17 protein-coding genes and 1 tRNA gene are annotated in these 14,610 nt (G+C 60.3%); 8 read left to right on the forward strand and 10 right to left on the reverse strand.

Going from position 1 to position 14,610, the window contains the following annotated elements; translation table 11 throughout:
- Positions 1 to 3 precede the first annotated feature (3 nt).
- The 5 genes from phaeop14_RS06185 to phaeop14_RS06205 all read right to left on the reverse strand — a co-directional run bounded on the left by phaeop14_RS06185 (position 4) and on the right by phaeop14_RS06205 (position 4,632).
- Positions 4 to 870: a carbohydrate ABC transporter permease gene (locus phaeop14_RS06185; RefSeq protein ID WP_040178281.1), complete on the reverse strand. Its 867-nt coding sequence runs from the start codon at positions 868 to 870 to the stop codon at positions 4 to 6.
- A gap of 119 nt (positions 871 to 989) precedes the next feature.
- The gene (locus tag phaeop14_RS06190; protein ID WP_040168766.1) at positions 990 to 2,291 is read right to left on the reverse strand and encodes an ABC transporter substrate-binding protein; all 1,302 of its coding nucleotides are present in this window, start codon (positions 2,289 to 2,291) and stop codon (positions 990 to 992) included.
- A gap of 114 nt (positions 2,292 to 2,405) precedes the next feature.
- Entirely contained in the window at positions 2,406 to 3,437 is a 1,032-nt protein-coding gene (locus phaeop14_RS06195) for a LacI family DNA-binding transcriptional regulator (protein WP_040168768.1), read from the reverse strand.
- A 147-nt stretch (positions 3,438 to 3,584) separates the two neighbouring features.
- Positions 3,585 to 3,660: transfer RNA gene (locus tag phaeop14_RS06200), tRNA-Ile, on the reverse strand.
- Between the two features lie 12 nt (positions 3,661 to 3,672).
- Positions 3,673 to 4,632: a LysR family transcriptional regulator gene (locus phaeop14_RS06205; protein WP_096789043.1), complete on the reverse strand. Its 960-nt coding sequence runs from the start codon at positions 4,630 to 4,632 to the stop codon at positions 3,673 to 3,675.
- A 122-nt stretch (positions 4,633 to 4,754) separates the two neighbouring features.
- Here phaeop14_RS06205 and phaeop14_RS06210 point away from each other — a divergent pair, with 122 nt between their 5' ends.
- From phaeop14_RS06210 to purN, 3 genes are all read left to right on the forward strand, one after another.
- Positions 4,755 to 5,741 (forward strand): MBL fold metallo-hydrolase, encoded by a 987-nt coding sequence (locus phaeop14_RS06210; protein WP_096789044.1) that lies wholly within the window; start codon positions 4,755 to 4,757, stop codon positions 5,739 to 5,741.
- A gap of 137 nt (positions 5,742 to 5,878) precedes the next feature.
- Positions 5,879 to 6,925, forward strand: a complete 1,047-nt coding sequence (gene purM, locus phaeop14_RS06215; RefSeq protein ID WP_096789045.1) for a phosphoribosylformylglycinamidine cyclo-ligase — start codon at positions 5,879 to 5,881, stop codon at positions 6,923 to 6,925.
- Entirely contained in the window at positions 6,922 to 7,518 is a 597-nt protein-coding gene (purN, locus tag phaeop14_RS06220; RefSeq protein WP_096789046.1) for a phosphoribosylglycinamide formyltransferase, read from the forward strand. The genes purM and purN overlap by 4 nt, the downstream gene beginning before the upstream one ends.
- A 69-nt stretch (positions 7,519 to 7,587) precedes the next feature.
- Here the strand turns inward: purN and phaeop14_RS06225 are convergent, their stop codons facing one another.
- Complete coding sequence (locus tag phaeop14_RS06225; protein WP_096789047.1) at positions 7,588 to 7,773, reverse strand: hypothetical protein; 186 nt, start codon at positions 7,771 to 7,773, stop codon at positions 7,588 to 7,590.
- A gap of 229 nt (positions 7,774 to 8,002) precedes the next feature.
- Between phaeop14_RS06225 and rnd the strand changes: the two genes are divergently transcribed.
- A complete protein-coding gene (gene rnd / locus phaeop14_RS06230; protein ID WP_040168780.1) occupies positions 8,003 to 9,160 on the forward strand; it encodes a ribonuclease D in 1,158 nt (385 codons plus the stop codon).
- Positions 9,161 to 9,254: 94 nt separating this feature from the next.
- Here rnd and phaeop14_RS06235 read toward each other — a convergent pair whose 3' ends face one another.
- Positions 9,255 to 9,779: a hypothetical protein gene (locus tag phaeop14_RS06235; RefSeq protein WP_096789048.1), complete on the reverse strand. Its 525-nt coding sequence runs from the start codon at positions 9,777 to 9,779 to the stop codon at positions 9,255 to 9,257.
- 136 nt (positions 9,780 to 9,915) lie between these two features.
- Here phaeop14_RS06235 and phaeop14_RS06240 point away from each other — a divergent pair, with 136 nt between their 5' ends.
- Positions 9,916 to 10,329 carry a SufE family protein gene (locus tag phaeop14_RS06240; protein ID WP_040168783.1) on the forward strand — a complete coding sequence of 138 codons (414 nt, stop codon included), beginning with the start codon at positions 9,916 to 9,918 and terminating at the stop codon, positions 10,327 to 10,329.
- Between the two features lie 12 nt (positions 10,330 to 10,341).
- Here phaeop14_RS06240 and phaeop14_RS06245 read toward each other — a convergent pair whose 3' ends face one another.
- A complete protein-coding gene (locus phaeop14_RS06245; RefSeq protein WP_096789049.1) occupies positions 10,342 to 11,052 on the reverse strand; it encodes a helix-turn-helix transcriptional regulator in 711 nt (236 codons plus the stop codon).
- Between the two features lie 95 nt (positions 11,053 to 11,147).
- On the opposite strand from phaeop14_RS06245, the gene phaeop14_RS20020 reads away from it, so the two are divergent.
- Together phaeop14_RS20020 and phaeop14_RS20025 are read left to right on the forward strand one after the other, a co-directional pair.
- A complete protein-coding gene (locus phaeop14_RS20020; RefSeq protein ID WP_338090136.1) occupies positions 11,148 to 11,396 on the forward strand; it encodes a glutathione S-transferase N-terminal domain-containing protein in 249 nt (82 codons plus the stop codon).
- Positions 11,380 to 11,793, forward strand: a complete 414-nt coding sequence (locus phaeop14_RS20025) for a glutathione binding-like protein (protein ID WP_338090137.1) — start codon at positions 11,380 to 11,382, stop codon at positions 11,791 to 11,793. The genes phaeop14_RS20020 and phaeop14_RS20025 overlap by 17 nt, the downstream gene beginning before the upstream one ends.
- Positions 11,794 to 11,823: 30 nt before the next feature.
- Here the strand turns inward: phaeop14_RS20025 and phaeop14_RS06255 are convergent, their stop codons facing one another.
- Together phaeop14_RS06255 and phaeop14_RS06260 are read right to left on the reverse strand one after the other, a co-directional pair.
- Positions 11,824 to 12,546: a DUF1638 domain-containing protein gene (locus phaeop14_RS06255; RefSeq protein WP_040178294.1), complete on the reverse strand. Its 723-nt coding sequence runs from the start codon at positions 12,544 to 12,546 to the stop codon at positions 11,824 to 11,826.
- A gap of 1 nt (position 12,547) precedes the next feature.
- Positions 12,548 to 13,249, reverse strand: coding sequence for a corrinoid protein (locus phaeop14_RS06260; RefSeq protein WP_040168794.1), 702 nt, complete (start codon positions 13,247 to 13,249; stop codon positions 12,548 to 12,550).
- A 221-nt stretch (positions 13,250 to 13,470) separates the two neighbouring features.
- Between phaeop14_RS06260 and phaeop14_RS06265 the strand changes: the two genes are divergently transcribed.
- Entirely contained in the window at positions 13,471 to 14,577 is a 1,107-nt protein-coding gene (locus tag phaeop14_RS06265; RefSeq protein WP_096789050.1) for a PA0069 family radical SAM protein, read from the forward strand.
- The last annotated feature ends 33 nt before the right edge of the window (positions 14,578 to 14,610 follow it).

A 14,610-nucleotide genomic window follows, 5' to 3' on the forward strand; every position in this document is an offset into this window, starting at 1 on the left:
CTCCTATGCGTCCAGGTTCTTGCCAACGATGCGCATCAGGAAGATGGCAACGATATTGGCGAGGATGATGGCGTAGACACCACCGGCGGATCCCAACCCGACGTTCTGGCTCTCCAGAACGCGTTGATAGATCAGATAGGTGAGCGTCTTGGTGCCAAAGGAGCCCTGGGTGGTGACGAAGATCTCGGCAAAGATCGACAGCAGGAAAATGGTCTGGATCAGAACCACCACGGTGATGGCACGGCTAAGATGGGGCAGGGTGATATAGCCAAAGCGAGCCACCGGCGGAGCGCCGTCCATCTCAGCGGCTTCCAACTGCTCACTGTCCAGCGACTGAATCGCCGTCAGCAGGATCAGCGTCGCAAAGGGCAGCCACTGCCAGCTGACAATCAGGATGATGGATTGCAGTGACGCCTCAGACAGCCAGGACACAGGGGTCGCGCCAAAGGCCTTCCACAAGTGGGCAAAGAGGCCATTCACCGGATCCATGAACATATTCTTCCAGACCAGCGCTGAGACCGTCGGCATCACGAAGAATGGCGCGATCACCAGAATGCGGACAATCCCCTGTCCCCACATCGGCTGATTGAGCAGCAGGGCAAGAAACACACCGAGGATCACGGTGATGAGCAGGACGCCGCCCACGATGGTCAGTGTCGCCTGAACGCTGGGCCAGAAGGCGCTGGAGGACAGGAAGCGGGCGTAATTGTCAAAGCCCACCCAACCCAGATCACCACCGCGCAGGGGTAGGTATTTCTTGAAGGAAAAGTAAAGCGTCATCGTCAGCGGAACCAGCATCCAGCCCAGAAGCAGGATCACTGCGGGGGCCATCATGATGCGTGCTGCCGACCGGGAATGTTGGGTCGCCATGGCAAATCTCCATTGTCGCCGGGTTCGAATGCCGTCGTGACAGAATAGTGGCTTGTTCGGGGAGATGGAGCCAGAGGGCAGTCAGTACTGGTGACCGCCCTCTGGGAGGGAGGAAGGCGTCAGTAACCTGCCGCTTCCATTTCGTCAGCTGCCAGAGCCTGCGCCTTGGCGAGGGCCTCTTCAGCGGTCTGCTGGCCTGCGAGTGCTGCAGAGAATTCCTGCCCAACCTGGGTGGCAATGCCTGCAAACTCCGGGATCGCCGCAAACTGGATGCCAACATACGGCACCGGATCAACCGTCGGGTTGTTCGGATCTGCCGACAGAATGCTCTCCAGCGTCATCTTGGCGAAGGGGATATCCTTGTAGTTCGCATTCTCATAAAGCGATGTCCGCGCACCTGGAGGCACATTCGCCCAGCCTTCGTTCTCGGCAACCAGCTCAATATAGTCCTTCGATGTGGCCCACTGGATAAACTCCTTTGCGGCGGCTTCTTTCTGGGTGCCGGCAGGGATCGCGAGAGCCCAGGCCCAGAGCCAGTTGCTGCGCTTGCCCAATCCGGTGTCCGGCGCCAGTGCGAAGCCGACCTTATCGGCAACCGTGGAGTCATTGGGGTTGGTCACGAACGATGCCGCAACGGTGGCGTCGATCCACATGCCGCATTTGCCCTGCTGGAACAGCGACAGGTTTTCGTTGAACCCGTTGTTGGAAGCACCCGGAGGGCCCGCGTCGTTCAGCAGATCAATGTAGAAGTTGAGCGTGTTCGACCAGGCTTCACTGTCAAATTGAGGCGTCCAGTTCTCATCAAACCAGCGCGCACCAAAAGAATTGGACATCGCCGTGATGAAGGCTGCGTTTTCCCCCCAACCGGCCTTGCCGCGCAGGCAGATCCCATAGACTTCATTGTCCTTGTCGGTCATCTGGCGCGCAGCATCTGCAACAAAATCCCAAGTCGGGGCGCTGGGCATCTCCAGACCGGCCTTTTCCATCAGGTCGGTGCGATACATGATCATCGAGCTTTCGCCATAGAATGGCGCCGCAAAAAGCGTGCCATCATGCGACAGGCCGCCCCGCATGGCGGGCAGAATATCGTCTACATCATAGTCGGCAGGCAGATCATTCAGCGGCACCAGCCAGCCGTTCTTGCCCCAGATCGGCGTTTCATACATGCCGATGGTCATGATGTCGAACTGGCCACCTTTGGCAGAGATATCGGTGGTCACCCGCTGCCGCAGCACGTTCTCCTCCAGGGTGACCCATTCCACCTCATGCCCGGTTTTGGCCGTGAAATCGTCAGTCAGCCCCTGCATCCGGATCATATCGCCGTTGTTCACGGTGGCGATGGTGATCGTTTCGGCAAAGGCGGCGGTGCTGGCAAATACGGTCAATGCCGTTGCCGCATGCAATGCGCTCTTAAGGTACATCCTTATCCTCCCATGATTGGATGTTGCCAAGAGAGGATAGCGGAGCATGGCGTCGCGCGTCAATTTAAAATTTACGCGCGTAAAGTTTGCGGAAAATCGTATGATCCGAGCGATTTAAGCGGAGCCCCGCATCACCAGCCGCCCGTCAAACAGGATCTCGCGGCGGGAATCAGCCAGTGCGTTGCCTTCGATTCGGGCCACAAGTGTTTCGGCACTGGTGCGGGCAATTGCGGTGTAATCCTGCGAGACTGTGGTCAGGGTCGGGCAGGTGTAGCGGGAAAACGGGTGGTCATCGTGTCCCGCCACCCGCAAGGCGCAGCCATCCCCAAGGCCGACCCGCAGGCCAAGCTGATAGGCCGCCGACAGCAGCCCGATTGCCAGGCGGTCGTTGCTGCACAGGATCGTATCGGTCGCGGGGCGGGGCCCCGACAGCAACCGGGTACCTTCGCGAAACCCGATTTCCTCGAAATCCCAGCCATCTCCGTCGACCTGGATCAGTTCGGGCTGGTGTCCGAGCGCGGCCATTGATGAGATATAGGCATTGCGCCGTTTGACGGCATTCGGGTTGGTTGGTGTCCTCATCTCAAAGAAAGCCGGGGCGTCACCGGTGCGACACAGATAATCGACGATCGTGGTGACGCTTTGCTGATTGTTGGAGCCGATGAAGGCCTCGCCGGTGTCGTCCAGATTGGCATCAAACAGCACCGTTGGCACCTCGTTGCAGAATTCCCGGATCTGTGGCGTTTCTGAGACCCGACCCAATGGGGCCAGCAACGTGCCGGCCGGTTTCAGCAGACGCAGGTTGTTGAGGTTCTCCAGCTCCTGCGCCGGGGTGCCATTGGATCCCAGTAACACCGGCCGGTAGCCGGCCGCGATGACGTGATCTTCGATGTGGCGCGCAATCTTTGCAAAAAACGGGTCGGTGAGGTTCGGGACCACGATGCCGATGGTCTTGGTCAGTCGCCGGTTTTGATTCATCGCATAGAGATTTGGCCGGTAGTCAAATTTCTCCAACGCCTCCTCAATCCGCTCCCGGGTCGATTTGCGCACGCTGTCCGGGTCATTGAAGAACTTGGACAGCGTTGGTCGTGAAATACCGCTCACCGAGGCAAATTCATCCATGTTCCTGATTTTGGGATCACTCATCGCGGGCTGTCCTTGTCGTCCGGGCGGCCTGAAAACCGGTCCCTTGAGCGGGGAGATGGGAGGCGGACTGTGTCACGTTAGTTGACGCGCGTCAAATTTGACGGCCGCAATAGGCAACACGCAGAGTCTGGTAAAGATGGCGGAAAATGGTAGGCCCGGCAGGATTCGAACCTGCAACCAAAGCGTTATGAGCGCTCTGCTCTAACCGTTGAGCTACAGGCCCGCCACAGGTTGGTTAGGAAATCGCGGGCAGGAGGTCAAGCGGTGATCGCGTCGGATCAGGCGCGTTCGAACCGGTCCGTGCACAAGTGCGGCAGCGCAGATGGTCGAGAAAGCCGTCAATCACCACCTCATGCCGCCGATCCATTGCGTGGCGCGAGGGGTAGACAGCAAAGATGTCCTTGTTCGGCGCGGTATAGCCGGGCAGGATTTGTTCAAACTCGCCTGTGCTCAGCGCCTCTTCGACCAGCAGTCGGGGCGCGCGGGTATAGCCGGAGCCCTTGCCGACCGCGCGCATGATCAGATCCGTATCATCGGCGGTGAAACCAACCCGGATTGGGGCCTGATGCACGGCACCGTCACGGGTGAGGGGAAAATAACCCATCGTGTGGTCCTCGTGGTGCTGAATATACTTCAGCCGCTGCATGTCCTGCGGGCAGCTGGGGCGACCGACACGATCAAGATAAGCCGGTGTCGCAAACAGCACCGTTTCCAGCTCCGCGATCTTGCGCCCAACACCATCCGTATCGCCAAGCGATCCGGTGCGGATGGCAAGATCGTAGTTCTCGCGCACCACATCGACCAGACGGTCCTCAATCCGCATCACGATATTGAGATCAGGATAGGGCGTGTCGAGATCCATCAGCATCGGCCCCAGCACAGCCTGCGCCATAAAGCGGCTTGTGCTGACCTTGAACCGTCCCGAGACCTGATCGCTCTGGGCGTCCAGCTCAGCCGTTAGGCGGTCATAGCCGCCCAGCAGGTTTTGCGCATGGGCATAGACCAGTTCCCCGGCGCGGGTGGCCCGCACGCCGCGCGGCGTGCGCAGCATCAGCGCGTGCCCCAGCAGCGTTTCAAGCGATTTGATCTGCTGGCTGGCGGCGGATTGGGTCAGACCCCGGCGCTGTGCGGCGCGGTTGATGCTGCCTTCGTCCAGCGCAACGGCAAAGGTCTCCAGAAGCGTCAGACGGTCCATGTCGAGATCCTTATAAGCACGGCTGATACCTCATATCGCGCGCGGGCGCCTGTTGCCAGAGGCTTTCGCGCGCTAGGTTCTGTATCACGTTAGATTTGCTGACCTAGATACCGGAGTTTCTTATGACCCTTTCTCGCAGACATCTTCTTGGTGGCCTTGCCGCTGCCCCGGTGGCGACCCTCGCCAGTCCTTCGCTGCTGCGCGCCGCGAGCCACAGCGCGGCTGAAAGTGCGACGCCGGACCTGCCGGTGGCCTATCACAGTTTTCAGATCGGCTCGGCCCGGGTGACCGCGCTGCTAGACGGGCATTTCCTGCTGAACACCGACCAGATCAACGGGTTTGATCAGGCCGAGGCTGACGCAGTTCTGGACGGCACATTCTATCGCATCAAGGACAATCAGATGTCACTGCCGGTGAATGGCTATCTGGTGGAGCAGGGGGAGGCCGTGACCCTGATTGATGCAGGCACCGCCGATCTCTTCGGGCCGTTTCTGGGCGGGCTGGATGCCGCCCTGCGTGCGGCTGGCCGCACACCGGAAGAGATCACCAGCGTTGTCGTCACTCACCTGCACCCGGATCACATCGGCGGCCTGCTGAAGGGCGACGGCACCGCACGTTTCCCCAATGCTGAGATCGTCGTGGGGCAGGGCGAGTATGACTTCTGGCATGATGACGCGGTCTATGCGGGGGTCCCGCAGGATGCGCGCGGCTTCTTTGATATCGCACGGGCGGCCGTTGCGCCCTATCAGGATCGCCTGAAAATGTTCGAGGGCGAGGCAGATGTCATGCACGGGCTGCGCTCGGTTCCGCTGCCAGGCCATACGCCGGGCCACTGCGGTTTCCTGCTTGAGACCGGCGCGGCTCCGCTGCTGATCTGGGGCGACCTGATCCACAGCACAGCGCTGCAATTTGCCCGCCCCGACTGGACACTGGCCTTTGACATGGATCCGGAGCAGACCGTGAAGAGCCGCACCATGATGCTGGACCGTGCTGCCAGTGAAGGGCTGTTGGTCACCGGCATGCATCTTGATTTTCCCGGTCTCGGCCGGGTGGAGCGGGATGGCGATGCCTATGGCTTTGATCAGGCCCCCTGGCAGTTCTCGCTTTGAAGGCATCGCATTCCGGGCTCTGAACACGCCCGGATCCAGCGGTCGCACCCCGGTCTCCGGGGTGCGGCAGATTCCTTTGTTTCTTTCTGTCGTGCCTTGCGCTAAAGGCTGCGCAACGTCTTTGAAGGAGCACTGAGATGACCAGCGGCAAGAACGGTTTGACCTACGCGGATGCGGGGGTGGATATTGATGCAGGCAACGCTTTGGTGGACCGCATCAAACCCGCCGCGAAACGGACCAACCGTTCTGGTGTGATGAGTGGCCTTGGAGGCTTCGGTGCGCTGTTCGATCTGAAGGACGCAGGCTACAACGATCCCATCCTGGTGGGGGCCACCGATGGCGTTGGCACCAAGCTGCGCATTGCCATCGACACCGGCGTCGTGGACGGCGTGGGCATCGATCTGGTTGCGATGTGCGTCAACGATCTGGTCTGTCAGGGGGCCGAGCCGCTGTTCTTCCTCGACTATTTCGCCACTGGCAAACTGGAAACCGAAACCGCCGCCCGTATCATCGAAGGCATTGCCGAGGGCTGTGTGCGCTCTGGCTGCGCCCTCATCGGCGGCGAGACGGCTGAGATGCCGGGAATGTACCCCAAGGGGGATTTCGACCTCGCAGGCTTTGCTGTGGGCGCCATGGAGCGTGGCACCGCGCTGCCTGCAGATGTGCAGGAAGGGGACGTGCTGCTGGGCCTCGCCTCTGATGGCGTGCACTCCAACGGCTATTCCCTGGTGCGCAAACTGGTAGAGGTCTCCGGCCTTGGTTGGGACGCAGATTGCCCGTTCGGCGCGGGCACCCTGGGAGAGGCGCTGCTTACGCCAACCCGTCTTTATGTCAAACAATGTCTTGCAGCCGTGCGGGCTGGGGGCGTGCATGCGCTGGCCCATATCACTGGCGGCGGACTGACCGAGAACCTGCCGCGGGTTCTGCCCGAGGATCTTGGCGCAGATATTGACCTGAGCGCATGGGAGCTGCCGCCCGTCTTCAAATGGATGGCAGAAACCGGCGGTATCGCTGAGGCGGAAATGCTCAAGACCTTCAACTGCGGCATCGGCATGATCCTATCCGTCTCTGCGGACCGCGCGGAGGACCTGGTCAAGGTGCTGGAAGAGGAAGGCGAAACAGTCTCCCGTCTGGGCACTGTGACTGCGGGTGCGGGGATGCGCTACGCGGGCAAGCTGCTGTGAGCCACAAGCGCGTCGCGATCCTGATATCGGGCGGCGGTTCCAATATGGTGTCGCTGGTTGACAGCATGACGGGCGATCATCCGGCGCGACCCTGTCTGGTGTTGTCTAACATTGCCAGTGCAGGTGGCCTGACAAAGGCCGCCGCCGCAGGCATTCCGACCGCCGTGGTGGACCACAAACCCTATGGCAAGGATCGCGCGGCTTTTGAGGCTGAACTGGTCAAGCCGATCCTTGAGTCGGGCGCAGATATCGTCTGCCTCGCCGGATTCATGCGGGTTCTGACGGATGGGTTTGTGTCGCAGTTTCAGGGGCGGATGCTGAACATCCACCCCTCATTGCTGCCGAAATATACCGGTCTCAACACGCACGCGCGGGCATTGGAGGCCGGCGACCGCCAGCATGGCTGCACCGTGCACGAGGTGACGGCCGTGCTTGATGACGGGCCAATTCTCGGGCAGGCGCGGGTCGACGTCGATGCCGCAGATACACCCGAGACGCTCGCAGCTAAGGTGTTGGTGGAGGAGCATAAACTCTATCCCGCAGTGCTGCGCCGCTATGCGGCGGGTGATAAGACTCCGGTCTATCTGTCCTAAGGGCGGCCTCGGACGTCGCTGCGGCTTTTCTGCCTACCCCCCAAAGAAACCGGCCAGAGGTTGTGGTCTCTAACGGATGCTGCGTGAACTGGCACTATTGCCATGCCACTCCGTCAGCGGCGCCTGTGCTCCGGGGGCCATCAGGGCAGGCACGCCGAGAACAACGATCAGGGCGGCGGCGGCCAGAATGGATGCCGGTGCGCCGCGTCCTGCGGCGGACGTGCAGAATGTCGGGCTGAGATCGAGCATGGTCATGTCAATGTCTCCTATCAAGATATGACACCAACCTAGGCTGGCTTTAAGTATTCCCAAAATGAATGTTTGATCTAATATAAATCACAAATGTTGATTATTCGCGACGGCATTGCGCCCTGAGGATCACGCCGCAGCTGATTTCCTCTGACACTGCCCGCACATGTTTGCAATAAGTGGGACAAGCGCGTATCACAGCGCAACAATTCAGATAACCAAAAAGCCGTAATTGATGAAAACTCTGACCTCTACCGAAGACCTGCAGGCCTTTTGCGAAGCTGCAGCGCAGCATGATTATGTCACGGTGGATACCGAGTTTCTGCGAGAGCGGACATATTATTCCAAGCTATGTCTGGTGCAGCTGGCCTATCCCGGCGCCGGGAATGAAAATGCGGTGCTGGTGGATCCGCTTGCGGACGGGCTGTCGCTGGAGCCGCTGTATGAGCTGTTTCGTAATGAATCCGTAGTGAAGGTCTTTCACGCCGCGCGTCAGGACCTGGAGATTTTCTGGGTTGATGCACAGGTCTTTCCAAAACCGCTGTTTGACACACAGGTTGCGGCCATGGTCTGCGGCTTTGGTGAGCAGGTCGGCTATGAAACCTTGGTGCGCAAAATCGTCAAACAGGGGTTGGACAAGACGTCGCGCTTCACCGACTGGTCCCGTAGGCCGCTGAGCGACGCGCAGAAAACCTATGCGCTGGCGGATGTGACCCATCTGCGCCAGATCTATGAATATCTTGCCGCTGAGCTGAAACGCACCGGTCGCGCCCGTTGGGTCGAGGAAGAACTGCAGGTGCTCACCGATCCGGCAACCTATGATGTCGACCCTCAGGAGGCCTGGCGGCGGGTGAAAACCCGCACCAACTCCGGCAAGTTTCTGGCCGTTGTGCGCGAATTGGCGGCGTTCCGCGAAACCTACGCCAAGACCAACAATGTGCCACGCAACCGGGTGTTCAAGGATGACGCGCTGGTTGAACTGGCCTCGACCAAGCCCAAGAACGCCTCGGATCTTGGAAATTCGCGGCTGCTGCTGCGCGAAGCGCGCAAAGGGGCCATCGCCGAAGGGATCCTTCAGGCCGTGGCCAAGGGTGTGGAGTGCCCGGCAGGATCGCAGCCGCAACCTGATCGCAGCCGTGAAAAACTGCAGGTGAACCCGGCGCTGGCCGATTTGCTGCGGGTGCTGTTGAAGGCCAAGACCGAAGCCTCCGGCGTCGCTGCGAAACTGATCGCGCCCAGTTCGGATCTGGACGCGATTGCTGCCGGTCAGCGGAATGTTCCCGCCCTCAAAGGCTGGCGTCTTGAGGTCTTCGGCGCCGATGCGCTGCGTCTGTGCAATGGTGAAATCGCCCTGGCGGCAAAGGGGCAGGACGTGAAGGTCGTCACGCTCTGACCGATTGCGGGTCTGCATAAATGCTGCACAAATGACAAAAGGCGCCAGATCCGGCGCCTTTTTCTATTCTACCAGCGGCATTGTCCGGCGCCGATCAGCGGCGGCTTTCGCGGGCGTTTTGGGCGGCAACAACGCGAATGCTGCGCACGCTGGCCAGCTGCTGCTGGCTGAGGCTCACGGCTGCGCGCAGCGTCCGGGTCCGCTCACTGCCGAGGGCGGTGCCGGTGTCAGGGTAAATGGCGCGGAAGGTGAAATCGAGCGTTGCATCACGGGTGCGGGCGTCGCGGTCGGCCTCATCCAGACGCAGCTCGACCCCATAGGCGCCCTGACGTGCGGCAATGCCGGTGGCGTAGACAATGGCGCCCGTTGGCGTACGCTCGACTCGCATGTCGGTGACGCTCTGTACCAGCACGGTTTCGTCGACCGCATCGGGGCGGGCAAAGACGCTGACCCGGTTCTGAACCGGGATCAGCGGGTTGACCGGCTCGCCGCTGGTCTCGACCACCTCAACCTCATCGGAGCCGCCAAACCAGTTCAACGGGTTCACCCGCGAGTCGCGAAACCCGCAGCCAGACAGCGCCACGGCCCCCACCAGAAGGAGTGCGAGAGATCTTTGCATGATGGTCCACCCGTTCGATAAGTCCTCGCATGTGGTTACCCGATTGCAAGCCACTTGAAAAGCAGTTGAAAAGCCATTGTTTGCGGCTTAGGTCCAGCTGTGACGCCGGGCAGAAACCAAATGAGGAAAAACCGTCATGGCCAGTGCCGCCTTTGAAGAGATCGTCGAGGATTTCGAGTTTCTCGAAGATTGGGAAGATCGCTACCGCCATGTCATCGAGCAGGGCAAGGCGATGGACCCGCTGGAGGACGCCCTAAAGGTGCCTGCCACGAAGGTGGATGGCTGCGCCAGTCAGGTCTGGCTACATCCCACCATCGAGAATGGCGTCTTCCACTTCGACGGGGAGAGTGACGCGATGATCGTGCGGGGGCTGATCGCGGTTCTGCGCGCCCTTTACAATGGTCTGACTGTGGCTGAGGTGCTGGCGGTGGACGCGCGGGGAGAGCTGGCGCGGCTGGGCCTCAATGATCACCTGTCTGCGCAGCGCTCCAACGGGTTGACCGCGATGGTACAACGCATTCGTGAGACTGCAGCAGCGGCGGCTGCGTGACCTGATGTGATCTCAGACCGACGCCACCTCGGCGGCCCGGTCTCTGGAATGCAGGTGCCTGATGAAGGCGCGCAGCAGGGCCACGCGGCGCGGGCGAAAACTCTCGCCGGTGTTGCGGTACCCGTCGATCCGCGTGACATGAAAACTGCGGAAATCTTCCCGTTTACAGCACCAGGCCAGCAGCATCACGCTGCGGTCGTGGTATGACAGCGCCAGCGGGAATATACGGCGCTCCGTCCGGGAGTCCTTCAGGTCACGGTAGCCGATGTCCAGAGCCTCCTCTGCCCACATCGCCTCGCGCAGCAGGGTCATGTCGATGGTGGGTGTGGCAGGCGTGTAGAAGCGATGGACCAGATTGACAGCATGCATGGCCTGCCTTTGCTGACGTTCCGGTAGCGTGGCGAGGATCTTCACCAGCGCATCATTGGCGGCCTGCGCCAGATCGGCATCGCCGCGCTGGTTCACATCCGCCAGCCCTAGCGTCAGGGCTTCCAGCTCAATCTGGGTGAAGGTCTGCGGTGGCAGGGCCGGGTCTTCGATCATTGTATAGCCCAGACCTGCCTCCCCCTCGATCCGCGCACCGGCAGCACGCAGACTGTCAATGTCGCGGTAGATAGTCCGCTCTGAAACCTCCATCGCCGTGGCAAGCCGCGCGGCGGTCACAGGCGGGCGCAATCCTCGAATGAGGTGGAGCAGGCGGAAAAGACGATCTGTTTTTGGCATGAGGATTTATACCCGCAACATCCTGACAGGAATTGGCAGGAGGGTAGCGGCATATCCTCCTCATCAGCAACTCCAAAAGCAAAAAGGTCATTGTTATGCCAACCCTTTATCACTCTCCCAATAGCCGCTCCTCTCGCGTCATTGCCCAGCTGATGCTGATGGGCAAACTGGACGATGTTGATATCGTGATCGTCGACGTGCAGCGCCATGATGGCAGCGGCGGTGCCGATCCACGCAACCCCCACCCCGAGGGGAAGGTGCCATATCTGGTCACCGATGAGGGGCAGGGCATCCGCGAAAGTGCCGCGATCATAAAGTGCCGCGATCATGATGTATCTGGATGAGCTGTTCGGCCAACCGCTGAGCCCTGCGATTGGGGCCCCGCACCGCGGTGCCTACCTCAGCTGGATGGCCTATTCAGGTGGGGTTTTGGATCCGGTTCTGGTGGCCGCGTTTTCAGGATTGGAGCATCCGGCCCTTGCCGTGGCATACCGTGGGATGAGCGAGCTCTGCGCAGCGCTAGAAACCGCGCTGAGTGAGGGGGATTTTCTGCTCGGCGCATCGCTCAGCGTCGCGGATGTCCTGTTGGCATCACCCTTCCAATGGGCGCCGCATCTGATGCCCGACCGTGCGATCATCAAATCCTGGGTGGACCGTGTGGGCCACCGTCTGGATGGGGAAGCGATAGCCGCGTTTGAAGCACAGGCGCTCAGCACGCTGAAGGCGTTGGAAGACGCCTGAGCTCGATGAATGACAGGTCGCGCGCGGGGATCAGTCCCCTGCGCCGCCGCCCCAGCGCATCATGGCGCTCTGCAGATCGCCATAGCCAGTGTGGCGATGCTCAAACGCCAGACCCATTCGGTCGGCGCAGTCTCGTGCCTTGGCCAGCAGGGCAGGGTCGTCGATCTGGGACTGGTAGACCAGTTTGGTGTAGTTCCCGAACACCATGTCGCGCAGCTCCGGGTGCTTATCCAGCCCCATCGGACGCCAGACAAAGGCATCGAACTGTTTCACCAAGAAATCCGTCAGATAGAAGGCGGTGATTTCACCCTCGTCCGCATGGCGGGCGAAGGTTTCGTTGCCTTCAAAAAACGAATAACAATGCGGCCCTGCGATCATCTCAACCCCCAGTTCGGCGCATTTGCGCTCCAAGATGCCACCGGTCCCGCAGTCCGCATAAACCACATGGATGGTGTCATAGGTTGCCGAATGTTTGGCCACGGCACCTTCAACCGCTTCGGTGATCTGTTCAGGGTAGAGATGCAGCTTGGCGGGCAGGCAGGTCAGATCAATATGATCCAGTCCATTGATGTCCTTGATCGCCAGGATCTCACGGGCCAAAGCGCCACAGGCAATCAACAGGATACGGCCGGTCTTTTTCTCCGGGGCAGCCAGACCCCGTTCGGTGAGGGACGTTTCCTCAAGCGTGCGCCCCGTGGGCGGTTGGAACGCCGCCCGCTCAGTCAGGCGGGCGGCGCGTCCTTTGCGTGCCAAATCAGGCGCTCATCTGGTTGTGCTTGCGCGCAACGAAGTCCTTGGCCATTTCCACCGCAACAGCGGCGTCACGGCAATAGCCGTCGGCACCGATTGCCTTGCCAAATTCCTCGTTCAGCGGCGCGCCGCCAACCAGAACGATGTAATCATCGCGTTTGCCCTGCTCGACCATCGTGTCGATCACGACCTTCATATAGGGCATCGTGGTTGTCAGCAGCGCTGACATGCCGAGGATATCCGGCTGATGCTCTTCCAGAGCTTCCAGATAGTTCTCCACGGGGTTGTTGATGCCAATGTCGACAACCTCAAAACCAGCGCCTTCCATCATCATGGAGACAAGGTTCTTGCCGATGTCGTGGATGTCACCTTTTACGGTGCCGATGACCATGGAGCCCATGCGCGGTGCGCCGGTTTCAGCCAGCAGCGGCTTCAGGATGGACATGCCACCCTTCATCGCGTTGGCCGCCAGCAGGACCTCAGGGACAAACAGGATGCCGTCGCGGAAATCCGCACCCACGATGGTCATGCCGCCCACCAGTGCCTCGGTCAGGATCTTGTAAGGCGCCCAACCACGTTCCAGCAGGATGTTTACGCTCTCTTCGATCTCTTCCTTGAGGCCGTCATAGAGGTCATCGAACATCTGCTGTACGAGATCCTCGTCATTGAGGTCTGCCAGGATGATGTCATCTGCGTCTTCCGACATGGGTGTATTCCTTGACTGGGCGGGGTGACCCCGGTTTGGCCTTGTTTTATTCGTATTGGTCCAGATTGCCCCTACGAGACTGCAATGTTTGCGACATTGCCTTGGTCCGAACCGACCTATAGGGGCAAAAATAGCGGAATAATAATGAAGATTTCGCATGGAAATCTTCGGTTTCTTGCGTTTGTTCTTTATTTGTTCCTGCGCTTGCGGCAGAATGAGCCATGACTGAGATTTTGACGCCCCCGCCACAACGTCGCAAAGCCCGCGCCAGCCTCAGCAATGCGGCAGGGCGGTTTGATATGACACGCGATGCCATCGACGACGGCTGGGGCGACCTGCGGGATTCGGTACCGGATCACGAGGACGTAGGCCTCCCCCGGATAGAAACCGACATTCGCCACGAGGTGGCCCGGTCACTGATCGCCTACAATAAATCGCCTGATCTGCCGTTCGATCGTTCCATCAATACCTATCGTGGCTGCGAACATGGCTGCATTTATTGTTTCGCCCGGCCCAGCCATGCCTATCTGGGTCTGTCACCGGGGCTGGATTTTGAAACCCGGCTGATCGCGCGCCCCAATGCTGCTGAGGTGCTGCGCCGTGAGCTGTCGCAGCCGCGCTACCGGGTGGCACCGATCGCCATTGGCACCAATACTGACCCCTATCAGCCTTGCGAACGGGATCTGGGGCTGACGCGCGCCTGTCTTGAGGTGCTGGAGGCTTTCTCGCACCCGGTCGCCATCGTCACCAAGGGCACCCTGATTGAGCGGGATCTGGATATCCTGTCGGCCATGGCGACGCGGGGGCTGGTGCGGGTCGGGATCTCAGTCACCACGCTGGATGCGAATCTGTCACGCCGGATGGAGCCGCGCGCGCCGTCGCCCGCGCGACGGCTTGCTACCATTCGCCGCCTGTCTGATGCGGGTGTCCCGGTGCGGATCATGACATCGCCCATTGTGCCTGGATTGACAGATCATGAGCTGGAGGCGCTGCTGGCCGCGGGAGCAGAGGCGGGCGCGGATGCCGCCAGCTGGATCATGTTGCGACTGCCACGTGAGGTGTCGGAGCTGTGGCAGGAATGGCTTGCCGAACATGTGCCGCTGCGCGCCGAGAAGGTGATGGCCCGGCTGCGCGAAATGCACGGTGGGCGGGATTACGATCCACGCTGGGGGCACCGTATGCGCGGTGAGGGACCCTATGCCGAGGTTATCGCCAATCGGTTCAAGACAGCGTGCAAGCGGCTGGAGTTGCTTCAGAAATCACCTGATTTGCGTCGTGATCTCTTCGCAAAACCTGCTCAGGCCGGCGACCAGCTGGCGCTGTTCTAAGACGCAATACTGGCATCCCGCGAAACGATGGCC

Origin of the sequence: Phaeobacter piscinae, from assembly GCF_002407245.1 — a bacterium.
GTDB classification, from domain to species: domain Bacteria; phylum Pseudomonadota; class Alphaproteobacteria; order Rhodobacterales; family Rhodobacteraceae; genus Phaeobacter; species Phaeobacter piscinae.